This is a genomic window from Ornithinimicrobium flavum, assembly GCF_004526345.1.
Taxonomy (GTDB): domain Bacteria; phylum Actinomycetota; class Actinomycetes; order Actinomycetales; family Dermatophilaceae; genus Ornithinicoccus; species Ornithinicoccus flavus.
The window spans coordinates 3,047,130-3,064,075 of record NZ_CP038213.1 but is presented as its reverse complement, the minus strand read 5'-3'; the positions used below and the strand labels follow the sequence as shown (position 1 = coordinate 3,064,075).

12 protein-coding genes, 1 tRNA gene and 1 pseudogene are annotated in these 16,946 nt (G+C 72.3%); 9 read left to right on the top strand and 5 right to left on the bottom strand.

Annotated features, from left to right (window positions below; genetic code table 11):
* The 3 genes from E3Z34_RS14405 to E3Z34_RS14395 form a co-directional block, all read right to left on the bottom strand.
* Positions 1–1,257 carry a DUF4032 domain-containing protein gene (locus E3Z34_RS14405; RefSeq protein WP_134774159.1) on the bottom strand — a complete coding sequence of 419 codons (1,257 nt, stop codon included), beginning with the start codon at positions 1,255–1,257 and terminating at the stop codon, positions 1–3.
* Positions 1,258–1,435: 178 nt separating this feature from the next.
* A complete protein-coding gene (locus tag E3Z34_RS14400; RefSeq protein WP_134774158.1) occupies positions 1,436–2,293 on the bottom strand; it encodes a hypothetical protein in 858 nt (285 codons plus the stop codon).
* Positions 2,294–2,785: 492 nt separating this feature from the next.
* On the bottom strand, positions 2,786–3,868 hold the full coding sequence (locus tag E3Z34_RS14395) for an ABC transporter ATP-binding protein (RefSeq protein ID WP_134774157.1): 1,083 nt from the start codon (positions 3,866–3,868) through the stop codon (positions 2,786–2,788).
* A gap of 284 nt (positions 3,869–4,152) precedes the next feature.
* Between E3Z34_RS14395 and E3Z34_RS14390 the strand changes: the two genes are divergently transcribed.
* From E3Z34_RS14390 to E3Z34_RS14370, 6 genes and pseudogenes are all read left to right on the top strand, one after another.
* Positions 4,153–5,523, top strand: coding sequence for a sugar ABC transporter substrate-binding protein (locus E3Z34_RS14390; protein WP_134774156.1), 1,371 nt, complete (start codon positions 4,153–4,155; stop codon positions 5,521–5,523).
* A gap of 126 nt (positions 5,524–5,649) precedes the next feature.
* A complete protein-coding gene (locus E3Z34_RS19185; protein WP_238695202.1) occupies positions 5,650–6,081 on the top strand; it encodes a hypothetical protein in 432 nt (143 codons plus the stop codon).
* On the top strand, positions 5,999–7,309 hold the full coding sequence (locus E3Z34_RS14385) for an ABC transporter permease subunit (RefSeq protein ID WP_238695201.1): 1,311 nt from the start codon (positions 5,999–6,001) through the stop codon (positions 7,307–7,309). Before E3Z34_RS19185 ends, E3Z34_RS14385 begins: the two co-directional genes overlap by 83 nt.
* A gap of 1 nt (position 7,310) precedes the next feature.
* The gene (locus E3Z34_RS14380) at positions 7,311–8,282 is read left to right on the top strand and encodes a sugar ABC transporter permease (RefSeq protein WP_134774155.1); all 972 of its coding nucleotides are present in this window, start codon (positions 7,311–7,313) and stop codon (positions 8,280–8,282) included.
* A gap of 332 nt (positions 8,283–8,614) precedes the next feature.
* Positions 8,615–10,229: pseudogene (locus E3Z34_RS19175) on the top strand (glycoside hydrolase family 13 protein).
* On the top strand, positions 10,219–11,292 hold the full coding sequence (locus E3Z34_RS14370) for a LacI family DNA-binding transcriptional regulator (RefSeq protein WP_202976963.1): 1,074 nt from the start codon (positions 10,219–10,221) through the stop codon (positions 11,290–11,292). The pseudogene E3Z34_RS19175 and the gene E3Z34_RS14370 overlap by 11 nt, the downstream one beginning before the upstream one ends.
* Positions 11,293–11,308: 16 nt before the next feature.
* Here the strand turns inward: E3Z34_RS14370 and otsB are convergent, their stop codons facing one another.
* Both otsB and E3Z34_RS14360 read right to left on the bottom strand, forming a co-directional pair.
* Positions 11,309–12,112 (bottom strand): trehalose-phosphatase, encoded by an 804-nt coding sequence (gene otsB, locus E3Z34_RS14365; RefSeq protein WP_134774154.1) that lies wholly within the window; start codon positions 12,110–12,112, stop codon positions 11,309–11,311.
* Positions 12,109–13,572: an alpha,alpha-trehalose-phosphate synthase (UDP-forming) gene (locus E3Z34_RS14360; protein WP_134774153.1), complete on the bottom strand. Its 1,464-nt coding sequence runs from the start codon at positions 13,570–13,572 to the stop codon at positions 12,109–12,111. Before E3Z34_RS14360 ends, otsB begins: the two co-directional genes overlap by 4 nt.
* A 128-nt stretch (positions 13,573–13,700) precedes the next feature.
* Here E3Z34_RS14360 and E3Z34_RS14355 point away from each other — a divergent pair, with 128 nt between their 5' ends.
* The 3 genes from E3Z34_RS14355 (at position 13,701) to E3Z34_RS14345 (ending at position 16,909) form a co-directional block, all read left to right on the top strand.
* Entirely contained in the window at positions 13,701–15,476 is a 1,776-nt protein-coding gene (locus tag E3Z34_RS14355; protein ID WP_134774152.1) for a serine/threonine-protein kinase, read from the top strand.
* Between the two features lie 201 nt (positions 15,477–15,677).
* Positions 15,678–16,784: a transglycosylase family protein gene (locus tag E3Z34_RS19925; RefSeq protein ID WP_134774151.1), complete on the top strand. Its 1,107-nt coding sequence runs from the start codon at positions 15,678–15,680 to the stop codon at positions 16,782–16,784.
* A gap of 52 nt (positions 16,785–16,836) precedes the next feature.
* Positions 16,837–16,909, top strand: a tRNA-Thr gene (locus tag E3Z34_RS14345).
* The last annotated feature ends 37 nt before the right edge of the window (positions 16,910–16,946 follow it).

The following is a 16,946-nucleotide window of genomic DNA, read 5'->3' as shown; positions in this document are numbered from 1 at the left end:
CTAGGTCGTGCGGTCCCCCAGCTGCGCCTGGATGGGGATCTCCTCGGTGTCGACGCCCACGACGGCGACCTCGTCGGGGCGGTCGGGCAGCACCGTCCGCACGTAGTCCGCGACCGTCTCCTCAAGGGTGAGGTCGTGGCCGGCGCGCTCGGAGAGGTACCAGCGGTGCTCGAGCAGCTCGTGGAAGAGCTCGGCCGGCTCCAGCTTGGCGCGCAGCTCGCGGGGGACGGAGCGGGTGATGGGCTCGTAGATCCGCACGAGCCAGTCGTGGGCGACCAGCTCCTCGTCGTCGGCCAGCCGGTCGGTGGCAGCGCGGTAGGAGTCGAGGTCGTTGAGCAGGCGGCGGGCCTGGTTCTCCTCCACGTCCAGACCGGTGAGGTGCATGAGCCGGCGGGAGTGGTGGCCGGCGTCGACGACCTTCGGCTGGATCCGGATGGTGGTGCCGTCGACGTCGGTGCTCATCTCCAGCTCGTCGATGTCGAAACCCAGGTTGTTGAGCCGCCGGATCCGCTCGTCGACCCGCCAGCGGTCACCCCGCTCGAAGCGCTCCTCGCCCGTGAGCTCGTTCCACAGCAGGTCGTAGCGGTGCATGACCCGGTTGGCGATCTCGATCGGGTCCTCGCCCTCGTCGAGCTGGCCGCCCGCCTCGAGGTCCATGAGCTCCCCCGCGATGTTGCCGTGGGCGACGAAGAGGTCGTGCTCGCGCTGCCCCCGGGACAGGGTCGGGTGCAGCTCGGCGGTCTCCGCGTCGACGAGGTATGCGGCGTACTCACCCGCGTCGCGGCGGAAGAGGGTGTTGGACAGGGACACGTCACCCCAGAAGCAGCCCGCCAGGTGGAGCCGGACCAGCAGGACGGCCAGGGCGTCGAGGGTGCGCCGGGCCGTGTCGGGTCGCAGCCGCTGGGAGAAGACGGCGCGGTAGGGGAGGGAGAAGCGCAGGTGCCGGGTGACCAGGCACGCGTCCAGGGCGGACCCGTCCGCGGCGGTCCGGCCGGAGACCACCGCCAGCGGCTCGACAGCCGGAAGGTCCATGCGGCGCAGGCTGCGCAGCGTGAGGAACTCACGGCGGGCGAGCTTCTCGTCGATCTCCTTGACCGCCATGACCTGCCCGGAGAGCCGGACGAAGCGGACCACGTGCCGCGAGATGCCCCGGGGGAGGGCCGCCAGGTGGTCCTCGGGCCACTCCTCCAGGGGCAGCTGCCACGGCAGGTCGAACAGCGCCGGGTCCGGCTTCACCGCGGTGATGTCGAGGGCCATGGGCACCACCTTCTCACCAACTCCCCACCGGCCGCCTCGTCTGGTTGCTCTCACCCCGTCCGGCCGCCTCGTGTGGTTGCTCTCACCCCCACCGGCCGCGTGGTGTGGTTGCTCTCATCCCGTCCGGCCGCGTGGTGTGGTTGCTCTCACCCCCACCGGCCGCGTGGTGTGGTTGCTCTCATCCCGTCCGGCCGCGTGGTGTGGTTGCTCTAACCCCGTCCGGCCGCGTGGTGTGGTTGCTCTGAGACCGTGGCAGCAGTGGCAGCTTGCACAGCCGGCCCTGCCACCGGACCCACCCGGTGAAGGTCCTGCCCCTGGCTCGTGCGATGGCCCGGTTCACCCTCCCGCTCACCTCGACCGCCGAGCGCATGGCGAGCGCCGGTGTCCACCGGGCGCCGACGAGCCCCAGCCCCTCGAGCCGGGTATGCCGTCTCTCCTCCGCCATCAGGCGGCGCCGGGCGGTCTCCTCGGGCTCCGCCCCGGGTTCACCGAGGAAGTACTTGGCCTCGCCGTCGACCTCGAAGAACACCCCTTCGTGGTCGAGCAACCCATCCACCCTGGCCACGAAGTCGAACGCCTCGTCCAGGATGTCGACCTGCGGGATCGCCATGGGAAACCCGATCTCAGCCAGCACGCCGTAGGAGTAGGACTCCGCCCAGCTCTCCCGAGCGGGGTCGACGAGCTCGAGGACCTTCCTGGCCCGCGTCTTGCCGACCCATCGCTTCTGCACGGCGAGCTCGTGCCGGACATCCTCGAGCGCGACCAGTCCCTGACGCAGCGACTGGTCCAGGACGGCCAGGGCGTGCGGTGGCCGCCTGGTCCGCATGACGTCGGCGATGGTTCTCGGCACGGCGGTCGTCCGGAGACCGTCGACAAGCACCGGCTCCAGCGGGACGGACTCGCTGTGATGGAGGACGACACCCGGCAGCCGCCGGGAGACCGGGCGGTCATCGACATGGACGAGCTGGACCTCGGCCCCTGGCGACAGCATGATCGGCAGACCGTGCAGGATCGCGGCGCTGTCATGGCTGGCCACGCATCCTGCATAGGTATGGAGTGCGACCCGCAACCTGCGTAGGTGGTCCTCGCGAGTCGCTTCCCACCGTTCACCCAGTGAGATCTGGGGGCCGGCGCGGGCGTACCACCCTCGGGCCGGGGAGAAGAGGTCGCCCCGGCGGACGGAGGTGCGAAGCTGTTGCCGGCTCAGTCCGGCGGCGAGGGCGTCTGCATACCTGAAGGGGTCGGGCGGGAGCCGTGCGAGGTCCATGCAGCCACGGTGGGCCGATCGGAGCGTCGCGCGGAAGGCCCGAGCTCCCGGCTGTGGATGGAGCGACCGCGAGGACAGGGCTGTGGGCAACCACGGGAGGCGGTCGGTCACTGAGGTAGCAACCAGAAGCCGCGGCCGGTCGCCTCAGGGGCAACCACAAGCCGCGGCCGGTGCCCCAGGGAGCAACCACAAGCCGCGTCCGGTGGCTGCGGGGGCAACCACAGGACGCGGCCGGTGGAGAGGGGGGCGGGGAGGGACGAGTCAGCTGCCGATGCGCTCGCCGGTCTCGGCGTGGAAGAGGTGCACGTGGTCGCCCTTGGGCTGGAAGTGCACGACCTCACCCTTCTTCGGCGGGGTGCGGCCGTCGACGCGGGCGATGAACGGCTTGTCCGTCACCGAGGCGCCGGGCAGCTCGCCGTAGATGTAGGCGTCGGCGCCGAGCTCCTCGACGACGTCGATCTCGATCGGCAGGCCGCGGCCGGAGTCGGACAGCTCGACGTCCTCGGGGCGGACACCCAGGACGACCTCGTTGCCGACGCCGGAGAGCAGACCGCGCTCGACGGGGTGGACGTAGTCACCGAGGCGGAGCCCGCCGTCGGCCACCGGCACGGTCATGAGGTTCATCGCGGGGGAGCCGATGAAGCCGGCCACGAAGACGTTGTTGGGGTGGTCGTACATGTGCCGCGGCGCGTCGCACTGCTGCAGGATGCCGTCCTTGAGGACCGCCACGCGGTCGCCCATCGTCATCGCCTCGACCTGGTCGTGGGTGACGTAGACGGTGGTGACGCCCAGGCGGCGCTGCAGCGAGGCGATCTGGGTGCGGGTCTGCACGCGCAGCTTGGCGTCCAGGTTGGACAGCGGCTCGTCCATGAGGAAGACCTGCGGCTGGCGCACGATCGCCCGGCCCATGGCCACGCGCTGGCGCTGACCACCGGACAGCGCCTTCGGCTTGCGCTCGAGGTAGTCCGTGAGGTCGAGGATCTTGGCGGCCTCCTCGACGCGCTCGCGGATCTCGGCCTTGTTCTTGCCGGCGATCCTCAGGGCGAAGCCCATGTTGTCCGCGACCGTCATGTGCGGGTAGAGCGCGTAGTTCTGGAAGACCATCGCGACGTCGCGGTCCTTGGGCGGCATGTGGGTGACGTCGCGGTCCCCGATGAGGATGCGTCCGCCGTTGACCTCCTCCAGGCCGGCCAGCATGCGCAGCGAGGTGGACTTGCCGCAGCCGGAGGGGCCGACGAGGACGAGGAACTCGCCGTCGGCGATCTCGATGTTGAGCTTGTCGACGGAGGGCGAGTCGGCACCGGGGTAGATGCGGGTCGCCTCGTCGTAGGTGACGGTTGCCATTGCTGTGCTCCTTCACCGGCAGGTACGTGCCGGACGATCCGTTGTAAAGGAACCCGTCCGCGGGGTGCGGACGGGCGTGGTGCGTGCCTCCGACGGCGACGTCCACGACAGACGATGGGTATGGCGTGCGCGGCGCCCTTGCCGGTGACGAAGATCACCGTAGCACGGGCCTGAATTTGTTCCTGCAAGAACTTGCAAGCCGCCTTTCGGCGGAGCATACTGGCAGGCACGCCCTCCGTCCCACCTCGGGACCGGGCACCTTTTCACCTGTTCGAAGGAGAACCATGAAGCGCACCACCGGTGCCGTCGCGTTCACCGCGTCCGCCGCTCTGCTGCTCGCCGCCTGCGGCGGCGGGGAGACCGAGGAGACCGCGAACGACGCGACCTCCGCTGTCGAGGACGCGGCTGACGACGCGACGGACGAGTCCGCGGAGACCGAGGCTGCGGGCGACGAGTCCGAGGAGACCGAGGCCGCCGCCGAGGGCGAGGGTGAGGAGGAGGAGGCCGCGCCCGTCCGCGACGCCAACGCCGAGCTGGTGATCTGGGCCGACGACGTCCGCGCCCCGATCCTCACCGAGTGGGCCGAGCAGTTCGGCGAGGAGTTCGGCATCACCACCCAGGTGCAGGTCGCGACCGACGTGCGCCAGCAGTTCAAGGACGCCACGAACGTCGACCAGGGCCCGGACATCGTCGTGGGTGCCCACGACTGGCTGGGCGAGTTCGTCCAGGACGGCATCGTCTCCCCGGTCCAGATGTCGGCCGACACCCAGGCCCTCTTCACCGAGGACTCCCTCGAGGCCACGAAGTACGACGGGCAGATCTACGGCGTCCCCTACGCCACCGAGTCCCTGGGGCTCATCCGCAACACCGCGCTGGCCCCCGACGCCCCGGCGTCCATGGAGGAGCTCGTCGCGACCGGCAAGGAGCTCGTCGAGGCCGGCGACGCCGACCAGGTCATGGTGACCCCGGTGGGCCAGCAGGGCGACGCCTACCACGCGTTCCCCTACCTGTCCGCCTACGGCGGCGGTATCTTCGGCACCAACGAGGACGGTGGCTGGGACCCCAACAACGTCATCGTCGGCTCAGAGGAGTCGATCCAGGGTGGCGAGAAGATCGCCTGGCTGGCCGAGGAGGGCGCGCTCAACGTCAACATCGACTTCCCGACGATGGAGTCGCTGTTCGCCGAGGGTCGGACCCCCTACATGGTCGCCGGCCCCTGGGCCATCCCGAACGTCCAGGGCGCCGACATCGAGTACGCGGTCGACCCCATCCCGGACTTCGAGGACGGCGGCACGACGATCCCGTTCCTCGGGGTGCAGATGTTCTACGTCTCGGCCAAGGCGGCGAACGCCGCCCTCGCGCAGGAGTTCGTCAACACCTACGTCACCAACGAGGAGATGCAGCTCGCCCTCTTCGAGGCCGGCCAGCGTCCCCCGGCGCTGATCAGCGCCCTGGAGACCGTCTCCGGCGAGGACGCCGACATCGCGGCCTGGTCGGCCGCCGGTGAGGGCGCCTCCCCGATGCCGAACATCCCCGCGATGAACGCCGTGTGGGGCCCCCTGGGCCAGGCGACGGCCGACATCGTCGGTGGCGACGACCCGGCCGAGCGCCTGCAGGCCGCCCAGTCGGAGATCGAGGGCAACATCGGTCGATGACGGTCTGAGACCGTCGGGGTCGGTCCGGCGTCCGCGCGAGCGGGCGCCGGGCCGGCCCGCCCCCCCGCCCCTCCCCGGGGCGGTCGCACCGCACCACCCGGACGCCGGGGTCCCGGCCCGAACCCGATGGAGACGACGATGTCCCAACCCTCTCGCAAGCGTGCCGAGACGGAAGCCGCGCTGCGCAGCCTGAAACCCTTGGACGAGGATCACCTCGAGTTCGCCCAGCGCACCCCGGTGTGGGTGCAGCTCGTCCGGTGGGGGCTCATCGTCCTCGCCCTGCTCGTGCTCGCGTATGTCGCGCAGCAGCTGATCGAGGCGGGCCACTGGCTGATGGTCAGCCTGACCGCCTTCGTCGCCATCTGCATCGTCGCCGTCTACGCCACGCGCCGCGCGATCCGCGCTGAAGTACCTGCTGCCGGGTGTGCTGCTCATGCTCGCGCTGCAGATCTGGCCGCTCCTCTACACGGTGAGCATGTCGTTCACCAACTACGGTGCGGGCCACCTCTTCAGCAAGGAGGAGTCGATCGCCTCGATCGAGGCCAACTCGGTCCGTGAGGTGGAGGGTGCCGAGCGCTACGCGCTCAACTACGCGGTGCCCGAGGGCAGCGACCCGCAGACCGGTGACCTGGCCTACCTGCTGACCAGCCCGGAGGGCGAGTACTTCGTCGGCACCATCGACGGTCTGGAGCCGCTGCCGGCGGAGGGCGTGGAGGCGGGGATGACGGGCCGGATCATCTCCGCGCCGGGATGGGTGACCCTCACCCCGCAGGAGGTCAACGCGCGGTCCGCGGACCTCAACGAGTTCGGTGTCCCCATCATCGACGAGGAGACCGGCGAGACCACCGGTGGTGTCCGGGCGGTCGGCCTGTCCGAGGCCTTCGTGGGCCAGCCGACCCGGGTCTACGACGAGGAGAGCGACACCATCGTCGACCGGGTGACCGGCACCGTCTACGTGGCCCAGGACGCCCAGTGGGTGCCCGAGGGTGGGGAGGGGGCCGCCCTGCCGCAGGGCTGGCGAGAGAACGTCGGGCTCCAGAACTACACGGACGCCTTCACCAACCCCACGCTGCGGGACGGGCTGACCAAGATCTTCATCTGGAACGTCTTCTTCGCGGCCTTCACCGTGGCCAGCACCTTCCTGCTGGGTATGGCGATCGCGCTGCTGATGAACGACGAGCGGCTCAAGGGCAAGGCCATCTACCGCTCGCTGCTGATCCTGCCCTACGCGCTTCCCGTCTACGTGACGGCGCTGGTGTGGGCCTCGATGTTCAACCAGGAGTTCGGCCTCATCAACAACCTCTTCGGGCTGAACATCAACTGGCTCGGCGACCCGAACTGGGCCCGCACGGCGGTGCTCCTGACCAACCTGTGGCTCGGCTTCCCCTACTGGTTCATCGTCTGCACGGGCGCGCTGCAGGCCATCCCCACGGATGTCCGCGAGGCCGCGGCGATCGACGGGGCAGGCCCGCTGCGCACCATCCGCTCGGTGATCATGCCGCTGCTGCTGGTGGCGGTGGGGCCGCTGATGATCGCCTCGTTCGCGTTCAACTTCAACAACTTCGGCCTGATCTTCCTCCTCACCGAGGGCGGGCCCTTCGTCGGCGGCCAGGCGCAGATCGGCTCGACCGACCTGCTCATCACGCTGGCCTACCGGCTCGCGCTCGGCGGTGTGACCCCGTCCTTCGGGTTCGCGTCGGCCATCTCCGTGATCATCTTCTTCCTGGTCGCGGTCATCAGCTACCTGGGCTTCCGCCAGACCAAGGCACTCGAGGACGTGAACTGACATGACGATGCCCGGTGACACCGACCCCACCCTCGGCACGGTCGACGCGCACGGTTCCGACCGCGGCGCCGGCGGCACCCTCGACACCAAGGCCTCCAGGGCCCCCCGGGGGTCGCGGATGGCCCGCAAGGGATCCTTCCGCGACGTCTGGTGGCGGCACGCGCTGGCGCTCCTGGCCCTCGCGTTCGCGCTCTTCCCCATCATCTTCATCGTCTCCTCGGCGTTCAACAACGCCGGGACGCTGTCGACGTCGGGCCTGCTGCCGACCCGGCCCGGGATGCGCAACTTCGACGCGCTCCTCAGCGATCCCGCCCGCCCCTACTGGACGTGGTACCGCAACTCGCTCATCATCTGCGTCGTCGCCACCGCGGCGACCCTGCTGCTGGGTGCGGCCGCCGCGTACGCCTTCTCGCGGCTGCGCTGGACGGGCCGGCGCTTCGGCCTGCTCTTCATCCTCCTCGTGCAGATGTTCCCCGCGGTGCTGGCCTTCGTCGCCCTCTACATCACCTTCGCCAACGTCGGCAACGTGCTGCCCGGGATCGGCCTCAACACCATCTGGGGCCTGCTGCTCGTCTACCTGGGCGGGGCGATGGGCAGCAACATCTGGCTCTTCAAGGGCTACTTCGACACCATCCCCAAGGAGCTGGACGAGGCGGCGAAGATCGACGGTGCCAGCCACGCGCGGGTCTTCTTCACCATCATCCTGCCGTTGGTCCGTCCGATCCTGGCGACCGTGGGCATCCTGGCTTTCGTGGGCCTGTGGGGCGAGTTCCTGCTGGCCAGCATCTTCCTGAGCAGCTCGGACAACCAGACGCTGGCCGTCGGGCTGTGGGCGACACGCAACGCCGATCAGAACCGCTACTTCGGGCAGTTCGTGGCCGGAGCGCTGCTCGCCTCGCTCCCGGTCGTCCTGGTCTACCTGGCGCTGCAGAAGCAGCTGATCGGCGGACTCACCGGCGGCTCCGTCAAGTGATCTCCGCGGTCGAGCCCCATCACGACGGGTCGCCGCTCTACGTCTCGGACCAGACCCCCACCCCGGGCGCCGTCGTGGGGGTCCGGGTCCGCGTCCCGCACGCGGCCCGGGTCACGGCGGTGCACGTGCGGACGACCCCGGACGGGGAGCAGTTCTTCACCGACGCCCGGGTCGTCCACGAGGACGAGCACGAGCGGTGGTGGCAGGCCGAGGTGCGCTGCCACAACCCGGTCACCAACTACCGCTTCCTGCTCGACTCCGCCGGCGACGCCGAGGGGGACGAGGACCACCCGGAGCGCCCCCCGGCATACCGGTGGCTCACCGCGAGCGGGATGCACCTGCGGGACGTCCCGGACGCCGAGGACTTCCGGATCGTCACCTTCCCCGCGCCGCCCGCGTGGGCGCAGGGGGCCGTGGTCTACCAGGTCTTCCCTGACCGGTTCGCCCGCGACGCCTCGGTCGAGCCCGGGGGCGATCCCGGCGGTCCGCGCACCGACCTGCCCGACTGGGCGATCCCGGCACGCTGGGACGAGCCCGTCACGACCCGCAAGGACGAGGGCCCCCGCCAGGTCTTCGGCGGCACCCTCGACGGCGTGGCCGAGCATCTCGACCACCTCGTCGACCTGGGCGCCACGGTGCTCTACCTGACCCCGGTCTTCCCCCGCCCGCTCCAACCACCGCTACGACGCGTCGACCTTCGACACCGTGGACCCCGTGCTGGGTGGGACGGAGGCGCTGCTGCGCCTGCAGCGGGCCGCGCACGACCGCGGGCTGCGGGTGATGGGCGACATCACCCTCAACCACACCGGCGACGCCCACGAGTGGTATGTCGCAGCCCGGCAGGACCCGGACGGTCCCTACGGCGGGTGGTACGTGCGGGACCCCAGGACGCCGGGGGAGTGGGTCACCTGGCTGGGGGTGGAGAGCCTGCCCAAGCTGGACCACCGCAACCCCGCCCTGCGCGCGGCCCTCACCGAGGGGCCCGACTCGGTCATCGAGCGGTGGCTCGGCCCCGGGAAGGGCCTGGACGCCTGGCGCGTGGACGTGGCCAACATGACGGGGCGCTACAAGGAGACCGACCTGTCGCACGAGGTGGCGCGCGAGACCCGCGCGGCCGTCGACCGCGCGACCGGTGGCGAGGGCCTCCTGGTCGCCGAGCACACCCACGACCACAGCCGGGACGCGCTCGGCGACGGCTGGCACGGGGTGATGAACTACTCCGGCTTCACCCGGCCGCTGTGGACGTGGCTGCGGGCGGTCGGCTTCGCCCCCAAGTTCCTCGGCAGCCCGCTGCGCGCGCCGCGGCTGGGCGCGGACCTGGTGGCGGACACGATCCGGCAGTTCTCGGCGCTGGTGCCGTGGCGCTCGCTGGTCCACAGCATGACCCTCGTCGGCTCGCACGACACGACCCGGGTGCGCACCCTCGTCGGGGACGACCTCGACCACGTCAAGGTGGCCGCCGGCCTGCTGCTCACCGTGCCGGGCATCCCGATGATCACCTACGGGGACGAGATCGGGATGCGCGGTGACTTCGGCGAGCACGGACGCCGGCCGATGCCGTGGGGCAGCACCGACCCCGACCTGTGGGACGAGAACCTCCTGGCGCACTACCGTGCCCTCGTCGCGCTGCGCCGCTCCAGCCCGGCGCTGTCCTCCGGGAGCATGCGGTGGCTCCACGCCGAGGGTGACGCCATGGTCTTCGTGCGGGAGCACCCCGAGCAGTCGGCCCTGGTCCACGTCGCGCGCGCGGCCCACGCCCCGGTCGAGGTCCCGTGGGCCTCGGTCCCCGGTGCGGCAGCCGGGGCCGCGGCCCACGGCGGGGGCGTCACCGTGGGGGAGACCGGGCTGGTGGTCGGCGCAGACGGGCCCGGCGTGCAGGTGTGGACCTGGACGACGGCGGCTCCGGCCTGGCAGCCGGTGCCCGAGGACTTCCGGGGTGGCTGGTGACGACCTCGAACCCGGCGCCCCCACGCCGGTCCCCCCCGCGGCCGGCCGCAGCCGGCTGGCCGACCTGGCCGCCTACGCCGGCGTCAGCGAGGCCACCGTGAGTCGGGTCCTCAACGACCGTCCGGGGGTCGCCGCCGGCACCCGGCAGGCGGTCATCACCGCGCTGGACGTGCTCGGCTACGACCGGCCCAGCAAGCTGCAGCGCTCCAGCGCGGGGCTGGTCGGGCTCGTCGTGCCGGAGCTGACCAACCCGGTCTTCCCCGTCTTCGCCCAGCAGATCGAGACGCCGCTCGCGGCCGCCGGCTACACCCCCGTGCTGTGCACCCAGACGCCCGGCGGGGTGCACGAGGACGAGTACGTGAGGATGCTGCTGGACCGGGGCGTCTCCGCCATCGTCTTCGTCAGCGGGCAGCACGCCGACACCCGGGCGGGGATCGAGCGCTACACCCGCCTGCGCGAGCGCGGACTGCCGATCGTCCTGGTCAACGGCTGGCGCGAGGGGATCGACGCCTCCTTCATCAGCCACGACGACGTCACCGCGATGCACCTGGCGGTGAGGCACCTGCGGGAGCTTGGGCACGAGCGGATCGGCTTCGCGACCGGCCCGGAGCGCTACGTCCCCGTGCAGCGCCGGATCGAGGGCTTCACGGCGGCGATGGCCGACCTGCCCGGTGACCCGGCCGACCTCGTGGCGACCACCATCTTCACGCTTGAGGGCGGCGGCGCGGCCGCCCGGATGCTGGTGGAGCGGGGGGCGACCGCGATCGTGTGCGGCTCGGACGTCATGGCCCTGGGCGCGATCCGGGCGGCTCGTCAGCTGGGGCTGAGCGTGCCGGAGGACCTGTCGGTCGTGGGCAGCGACGACGCGACGTTCATGGGGTTCGTCGACCCGCCGCTGACGACGATCCGGATGGACGTCGACGGCATGGCCGAGGCCGCAGTGGCGGCGGTGCTCGAGGAGGTCGGGGGAGGGACCGGCGAGCACCGGGAGTACCTCTTCGAGCCCGAGCTCATCCTGCGCCGCTCGACGGGGGTCCGGCAGGCCGCGGGGGCGACCGTCTGACCAGCGGGTGGTCTGGTCAGCGGGCCGGCCCGGCCTCGCGCCGGGCCGCCAGCAGCGTCTCCAGGAGCTCGACGACCGCGTGCTCATCCGGTATGCGGTGCTGCGCCACAGTCTGCCCGTCACCCACGCGCACGGTAAGCCGGCGGGCGGCCCGCGCCCGGTCCGGGTCGTCGGCCAGGGCGGCGAAGCCCTGCTCGTCGGTGACGTCGTCGCCGAGGTAGAGGGTCGCGTCCGCGCCCACCTCGTCGGCGAGCGCCACCAGGGCCGGGCCCTTGCCCACGTGGGAGACGGCGAGCTCGACCACCTCCTTGCCCGGCGTCACCACCAAGGAGGGGTGCCGCTGGCCCAGGGCGAGCGCCGCCTCCAGGGCCGGACCACCCACCTCGGGGGCCAGGCCCCGGGTGTGCACCACCCGCGCGGCGGGCTTGACCTCCACGCGCACGCCCGGGTGGCCGGCCGCCAGGGTCTCCAGCTCCCCGGACAGGGTCTCCAGCAGTGCCTTCTGCTCCTCGTCCAGGGCCAAACCGCCCTCCCGCCGCGAGTCCTCCGCGCCGTGGCTGCCGACGAGGACGAGCGGGTCCCGCGCGCCCGAGAGCGTCCGCAGCGGCTCCAGGGCCCGGCCGCTCACGAGCGCCACCGTGACCCCGGGGAGGGCGGCAAGGCCCTCGAGCGCCGGCATACCCCCCTCCACGGGGCGGGAGTCCAGGGGGTCGAGCACGAGCGGGGCCAGGACCCCGTCGAAGTCGGTGGCGACCAGGACGCGGGGGTGGCCGGCGAAGGTGGCCAGCGCGCTCCGCAGGTCGGGGTCGAGCGCGCTCATTCCGTTGCCTCCTCGCGGGAGGGCCGGCCGGGCGCGGCCGCGAGCGCGGCGAGGAAGTCGTCGGCCCACCGCTGCACGTCGTTGCGCTGCACCCGGCGGCGCAGCGCCCGCATGCGGCGCGTCTTCTCCTGCGGGCTGTCCCGGACGGCGCGCAGGATCGTCTCCTTAAGGCCGGCGATGTCGTGCGGGTTGCACAGGTAGGCGTGCCGCAGCTCTTCCGCGGCGCCGGTGAACTCCGAGAGGACGAGGGCCCCGCCTCCGTCGTGCCGGGCGGTGACGTACTCCTTGGCCACGAGGTTCATCCCGTCGCGCAGCGGGGTGACCAGCATGACGTCGGCGACCTGGAAGAGGGCGGCCATGTCCTGCCGGTCGTAGGTCTGGTGGAGGTAGTGGACCGCGATGTCCCCGAGGTGGGAGAAGTCGCCGTTGATCCGGCCGACGGTGGCCTCGATCTGCTCGCGCAGGGTGCGGTAGGCGTCGACGCGCTCGCGGCTGGGGGTGGCGACCTGGACGAAGGTGACGTCCGGGGGCGAGATCTCGCCGTCCTCGAAGAGCTCGCCGATGGCCTGCAGGCGGTGCCGGATGCCCTTGGTGTAGTCGAGCCGGTCCACCCCGAGCAGCACCACCTTGGGGTTGCCGAAGGACGCGCGCATCTCCTTGGCCATCTCCACCACCTCGGGCCGGCGGGCCAGCTCACGCAGCCCGTCGGCGTCGATGGAGATGGGCACGGCGGCGGCGCGGACGGTCCGAGGGGACGCGCCGAGCCGGTCGTCGTCGGCGCCCCGCCAGACGACGCGGTCCCCCACGGTGGTGGTGCCGAGCCGGGCCCGGCAGGCGCGCATGAAGTTGCGGGCGTCGTCGGGGCGCTGGAAGCCCAGGAAGTCCGCACCCAGGAGCCCACGCAGGATCTCGCGGCGCCACGGCAGCTGGGAGAAGAGCTCGACCGGCGGGAAGGGGATGTGGTTGAACCAGCCGATCCGCAGGTCCGGCCGCCGGTCGCGCACGAGCGCGGGGACCAGCTGCAGCTGGTAGTCGTGGATCCAGACGGTCGCGCCCTCGGCGGCCACCTCGCACACCGCCTCGGCGAAGCGCTCGTTGACCTTGCGGTAGCAGTTCCACCACGAGCGGTGGAAGGTCGGGGGGACGATCACGTCGTGGTAGAGCGGCCACAGGGTGTCGTTGGAGAAGCCCTCGTAGTAGTCGCGCAGCTCCTCGGCCGACAGCGGCACCGGGTGGAGCCGCAGCTGGTCGTCGTCGAAGGGCTCGGGCGCCTCCCCGGGGAAGCCGGCCCACCCGACCCAGGCCGCCTCGCGACCGTGCATGACCGACTCCATGGCCGTGACCAGGCCCCCGGGGCTGGTCCGCCACTCCACGCCGCCGTCGTTGTCGACGTGCCGGTCCACGGGCAGCCGGTTGGCGGCGATGACGAAGTCGAACGTGCGCCGATCGGGCGAAACCATGTGTCCCTTCCGTTCGTTGTCGTGCATCGAGCCCCTGCCTTTCCACCCTAGCCGCGGCCCGCCGACGGCGCGCCCGGCACCGACCGCCTCTCACCACCAACTCATCCGGAGCACCTACCGTGGACCTCGTGAAGACCGACCCGCTGCCCCAGGGAGGGCACCCGACCGCACCGGTCGAGGTGGTCGTGCCCCGTTCCCTGGGCGGCTACGAGCTGCTCGACCGGGTGGGAGAGGGCGGGATGGGGGTCGTCTGGCGTGCCCAGGACCGGCACGGCCGCGAGGTCGCGGTCAAGGTGCTCCGCCCGCACATCGCCCATGACGACTCGGCGCGCGAGCGGCTGCGGCGCGAGGTGCACACCCTGGCCCGCGTGCACCACCCGCGGGTCGCGGCCGTGGTCGACGCCGACGTCGACGGGTCCGCGCCCTACATCGTCACCGAGTTCGTCCCCGGGCCGCCGCTGGACCGGGTGGTGGAGCGGGACGGCCCGTTGCGCGGGGAGGACCTGCTGCGGCTCGGCCGGGGGCTCGCGGCGGCGCTGCACGCGATCCACCAGGTCGACATCGTGCACCGCGACCTCAAGCCGGGAAACGTGCTCATGGTCCGGCGCGACGGGGCGCTCGAGCCGATCGTCATCGACTTCGGCATCGCCCAGGTGGCCGACGACGTACGGCTCACCTCGACCGGGCTGGTCATGGGCACCCCCGGCTACCTCTCGCCGGAGGTCGTGGAGGGCGGGGCGGTCAGCGAGGCCACCGACTGGTGGGGCTGGGCCGCGACGCTCGCGTATGCCGCCTCCGGCCACCCGCCCTTCGGCCGGGGGCCGGTGACCGTCGTGCTCGACCGGGTGACCCGGGGCCGGCTGCAGCTCGAGGGGGTGGAGGAGCGGCTGCGCCCGCTGCTGGCCGCCGCCCTGGACCCCGACCCCGCCCGCCGGCCCGACGAGCACGAGGTGCTCGACGCGCTGGAGCGCTACGCCCGGCACGAGGACGTCACGTCGGCGCTGACCCGGGTGCACGGCCTGGTGGACCCGACGCGGAGGGCGCCGCAGCGCCCGCCCGCGCCGCCGAGCGGCCGACCCTGGGCGCCACCCGACCAGGGATCCCGGCAGCAGGACGGGCAGGGGCCGCGAACCGCATACCCAGAGCGGCAGTTTGCGCAGCAGCCCGTGCAGCAGGGCGACCCGGGTGCTCCAGGTGCTCCCGGGGCCCTGCCCGCGCAGGCCGACGCGGGTGCCCCGCCCGCGCCGGGTGGCCTGCCCGCCCAGGGTGTCCCGCCCGCGCCGGACCCGCGCATCGGGCGCAGCTCGCGTGCCGGCACGCTGGCGGCGCTGCTCGTCGCCCTGGTCGGCGTCACGAGCGTCGTCCCGCTGCTCGGCTGGGGGCTCTACGCCCTGTGGGGCCTGATCGCGCGGACCGTCGACCGGTCGCTGACGGGGCTGGTGCTGCGCCGCTACGAGGTCGGGCCGCGGCGGGGAGACATCCCGCTGGCCGTCCTGGCCTCGCCCTGGCACCTGTTGACCGCCGCCCTGTCGACCGTCCTGTCGCTGCTGCTGCCGGTGGCGATCGGCGTCATCGTGCCGCTCGTGCTGTCCGGCCTGGTCACCACGACCGAGGTGATGGCCGGGGTCGGACCCGACCACCCGCTCGCCGTCGGGGCGGGCGCGCTCGTCGGTGGCTGGCTCGGCTGGTGGGGCCTGGGAAGCACGTCGTTGCGCCGGGGGTCACGGACGCTGGTGCGGGGGAGCGTGCCCGCCGGAGCCGCCACCGTGGTGGTGACCACGCTGAGCCTGCTCGGCGGGGCGGGTCTGCTGGCGTGGGCCGTGCTGACGGGGGAGCACGTGTCGTGGTGGCCGCTGACGCCCGGCTCCACCCCGTGGGACCTGCTGCCCTTCAGCTGGCTCTGACGGCGGCTCCCTGCGGGGGAGTCCCCCGGGCCGTGGGCCCGCGGGACGAGCTGCGCGCCCTAGCCCTGCCGACCCTCCTCAGAGGGCACCGCCACGCGTGATGCTTATCACACTGGCTTCCGTCCGCCGTGCGACTGCCCTACCGTGGTGCGGGCGTCTTGTCCCAGGCGTCACACTCGTCCCACCTCCGGAAGGCCTCCGATGCCCAGCCTGCCCCGCTCCGCCCGGCACCGCGCCCCGTCCCGCGTCGGGACGTCCCTGCGCCGCACGGGCCACGTCGCCCTGGCCGGTGCCGCGTCCGTCGCCGCCGTCGGCCTCACCGCCCCGGCCGCCCAGGCCCACGGCCACAACGTGTGGGACCGGGTGGCGCAGTGCGAGTCCAGCGGCAACTGGCACATCAACACCGGCAACGGCTTCTACGGCGGCCTGCAGTTCTGGCACCCGACGTGGGTCGGCTTTGGCGGCCAGGAGTTCGCCGCCTACGCGCACCAGGCCACGAAGATCCAGCAGATCACCGTCGCCCAGCGCGTGCTCCAGGTGCAGGGTCCCGGCGCGTGGCCGGTCTGCTCGGTGCGGGCCGGGCTGACCCTGCAGAACGGGAGCGAGCCCTACCCCGGGGAGGAGCCGCCGCCGGCTCCCACGCCGCCGGGGGAGACCGGCACGTGGTGGGTCTCCTCGTCCGTCGGCGCCAACATCCGCTCGGGCCCGGGCACGCAGTATGCCGTCATCGGCGCCGCGGGCGCCGGCACGAAGATCACCGGCACGGCGAGCAACGGCTGGGTCAAGCTCGCCGACCGGGCCGGGTGGATCAGCCTCACCACGCTCACGACGACCGACCCCGGGACGCCCGCGCCCGAGCCGCCCCCGGCCCCGCAGCCCCCGCCCGCCGACGGCGGCACCTGGTGGGTCTCGGCCTCGGTCGGCGCGAACATCCGCTCCGGTCCCGGGACGCAGTACGCCGTCGTCGGCGGTGCCGCCAAGGGCACCAAGATCACCGGTGCCGCGAGCAACGGCTGGGTGAAGATGGCGGACAACAGATTCATCAGCCTGACCACGCTCACGACGACCGACCCCGGCGGCCCGGCCCCTTCGCCCACCCCGCCGCCGAGCGACTCCGCCACCTGGCGCGTCTCCGCCGGCGTCGGCGCGAACATCCGCTCCGGCCCGGGCACGTCCTACTCCGTCATCGGCGGTGCCGCCCACGGCACCCAGGTCAAGGGCACGCTGGCCAGCAACGGCTGGGTCAAGCTCGACGGCGGCTCCAGCACCGGCTGGATCTACGGCGGCATCCTCACGAAGGTCGGCTGAGGGCCCGCCCCCGGGTTAGCATCGACAGCGCCGCCGGCCTCCGGGCCGGTGGGCTGGCGTGGCGCAATTGGTAGCGCACCTGTCTTGTAAACAGGTGGTTGAGGGTTCGAGTCCCTTCGCCAGCTCTCCTCCTGACCAGCGATTTGACCTCTGACCTGCGAA